Source organism: Nocardia aurea (assembly GCF_003123685.1).
In the GTDB taxonomy this organism is placed as follows: Bacteria; Actinomycetota; Actinomycetes; order Mycobacteriales; family Mycobacteriaceae; genus Nocardia; species Nocardia aurea.
The window spans coordinates 1-2,906 of record NZ_QCYJ01000183.1 but is presented as its reverse complement, the minus strand read 5'-3'; the positions used below and the strand labels follow the sequence as shown (position 1 = coordinate 2,906).

Annotated in this window: 4 protein-coding genes; all 4 read left to right on the top strand. The window is 73.1% G+C overall.

Annotation, left to right across the window (positions count from 1 at the left end):
- Window positions 1–363, top strand: a 363-nt coding sequence (locus DAT37_RS43690; RefSeq protein WP_157979016.1) for an ABC transporter permease subunit, incomplete at its 5' end; no start/stop codon positions are given.
- Between the two features lie 2 nt (window positions 364–365).
- Window positions 366–1,364, top strand: a complete 999-nt coding sequence (locus DAT37_RS43685; RefSeq protein WP_198654740.1) for an ABC transporter ATP-binding protein — start codon at window positions 366–368, stop codon at window positions 1,362–1,364.
- Complete coding sequence (locus tag DAT37_RS43680) at window positions 1,361–2,371, top strand: ABC transporter ATP-binding protein (protein ID WP_109530866.1); 1,011 nt, start codon at window positions 1,361–1,363, stop codon at window positions 2,369–2,371. The genes DAT37_RS43685 and DAT37_RS43680 overlap by 4 nt, the downstream gene beginning before the upstream one ends.
- On the top strand, window positions 2,368–2,906 hold a 539-nt coding region (locus tag DAT37_RS43675), incomplete at its 3' end, for a GNAT family N-acetyltransferase (protein ID WP_198654739.1). The genes DAT37_RS43680 and DAT37_RS43675, both read left to right, overlap by 4 nt.

The window sequence follows — 2,906 nt, the reverse complement described above, 5'->3', positions numbered from 1 at the left end:
TCGCTGCGCGAGCGCGGCTTCATCGAGGCGGCCCGCGGGCTGGGCCTGTCGACCACCCACATCGTGGCCAAGGAACTGCTGCCGAGCATGGCCCCCTACGTCGCGATGAACATGCTCATCGCGGTCACCGGGGCCGTCTACGCGCAGGTCGGCCTGTTCTTCCTGGGCGTGCTGCCGTACGAGGCCGACAACTGGGGCGTCATGCTCAACCTGGCCGTGTTCGGCGGCGGCGCGATGACCACCACAGCCGCGCTGCCGTACATGCTGGCGCCGCTGCTGGCGATCCTGCTGCTCACGCTCGGCATCGTGCTCGTGGTCGACGCCATGGACGAGATCTTCAACCCCCGGCTGCGCGAGGAGTAACAGTGGCCCATCCAGCAACGGCGCAGGCGCCGGGCGTGCGCGTCGACGGCCTGACCGTCGTCTACCGGACACCCGCGGGCGAACTGCCGGCCGTGCGCGACGTCAGCCTGACCCTGGAGCCGGGCTCGATCACCGGCATCGTCGGCGAGTCCGGATCCGGCAAGTCCACGCTGGCCCTGTCGCTGCTGAACGCGGTGCAGCCGCCGGGCCGCATCGCCGCCGGCAGCGTCGAGATCGACGGGCTCGGCGACGTGGCCCGGTTCGAGGGCGAACGGCTGCGCAAGGCCAGGGGCGCGCACATCGGTTACGTGTTCCAGGCGGCCCAGAACTCACTCAACCCGCTCAAGACGGTCGGCAAGCAACTGCTCGATCTGGGCCGCTCGCACGGCGTGGACGACCTGCGCGGCCTGGTCCGGGAGGCGAGGGAGCTGCTCGGCCGGATGGGCCTCGACGGGGCCAGGGTGCTCGACTCGCACCAGCACGAGCTGTCGGGCGGCATGCGGCAGCGGGTCGGCATCATGCTGGCGCTGGTGCTCAACGCGCACCTCGTCGTCCTCGACGAGCCCACCACCGCGCTCGACATGATCACGCAGGCGAACATCCTCAGGATCGTCCGCGAGGTGCACGCCGAGCGCGGGCTGACCACGCTGGTCATCACGCACGACATCGGCGTGGTCGCCGAGGTGGCCGACCGGCTCGCGGTCATGTACGGCGGGCGGCTGGTCGAGCAGGGCCCCACCCGTGAGGTGCTGGGCGCGCCGAGTCACCCCTACACCAGGGGCCTGATCACGGCCATCCCCCGCCTGACCGGCGACATCGACGAGGCGCGGGCGCTGCCCGGCCGCCCGCCGACGCTGGCCACCGTGCCGAAGGAGGGCTGCGTGTTCAGGGAGCGCTGCGCGCTGCGGATGGACGTCTGCGACACCGACGACCCGGCCGCCGCCGAGCACGGGGCGAGGATCGTGGCCTGCCACGCGGTGAAGGTGAGGGAGCACGCGTGATCACGGGGAACGGCATCACCAAGACCTTCAGGCAGCGGGGCAACGTGCTCGGCGGCCGGGAGGTGCGGGCGCTGCGCGGCGTCGACTTCGCCATCGCCAGGGGCGGGGCGGCCTCGTTCATCGGGGAGTCGGGCTGCGGCAAGACCACGCTCGGCCGGATCATCGCCGGGCTGGAGACGTACGACGAGGGCGAGATCGACATCGACGGCACGTCGATGTCGCCGCTCACGCCCAAGCAGCGCCAGCCGCACTTCCGCAAGATCCAGCTGATCCACCAGGACCCCTACTCGGCCCTGAACCCGACCCGCACGGTCCACCAGACCCTGCAGGCGCCGCTGGCGCTGCGGGCCAAGCAGACCGGGCGGTCGCGGCAGTGGATGGACGAGCGGGCGGCCGAGGTGCTGTCGCTGGTGGGGCTCGACCCGGGGACGGTGCTGTCGCGCTACCCGCACCAGCTCTCGGGCGGCATGCGGCAGCGGGTCGTCATCGCGCGGGCGCTCACCGTGGACCCCGAGATGCTCGTCGCCGACGAGGCGGTCTCGATGATCGACGTGTCGCTCCGGCTGGGCATCCTGGCGCTGCTGAAGGACCTGCGCGAGCGGCTGGGCGTGAGCGTGCTGTTCATCACCCACGACGTGGCCACCGCCCGCTACATCGGCGACGACGGCGAGCTGTACGTCATCTACCGGGGCCAGGTGGTCGAGCGCGGCCCCGTCGACACGGTCATCGCCGACCCGGTGCACCCGTACACGCAGTCGCTGCTGTCGGCCATCCCGGTGCTGCACGGGCTGGAGCGGCCCGCCGAGCAGCCGGTGATGCCGCTCGAGTCGCTGGACGAGTCGCAACCGGACACCGGGTGCCTGTTCGCGCGCCGCTGCCCGTTCCGCTCCGGCCGGTGCGAGAGCGAGCTGCCCGCGCTCGGGGCGACGCGGGGCGTCCCGCAGGAGCACGCCTGCTTCCACCCGGAGCGGCGCAGCGTCATCGCCCGCCCGATGAGCGGGGTGTGAGCCGGGTGCCCCATGCCGACCCCGGCCCGTCCCTCGAACGTGCCGTGCAGGTGCCCCATGCCGACCGCGGTCCGTCCCTCGAACGTGCCGTGGAGGTGGCGCGGGCGGCGCTGACGCTGGACGCCGCCGAGGCGGGCGCGCTGGTGCGGCGGCTGGCCCGCCCTCCCGCCGAGCGCCGCTGGACCGTGCTGACGGAGGGCGGCGGAGTCGTCATGGCGTCCGTCTCCTCGCGCGACCCCGCCGTCGGGCACCTTGACCTGCTCGCCGTGCACCCGGACGAGCAGGGCCGCGGGCTGGGGCGGCGGCTGGTGCGCTCGGCCGAGGAGTGGCTGCGCGAGCAGGGCGCCGGGCAGGCCCACTTCGCCGGGAACCCGCCGTGCTACGCCTGGCCCGGCATCGACGTGCGCTACACCGCCGCCGCGTGCCTCGCCGAGAACCTCGGGTACGAGCGCTACCACGTGGCCTGGAACATGACCGCCGACCTGCTCTCCGCGGACCTGTCCACCGGCGCCGCCCTGGACCGGCTGGCCGCCGA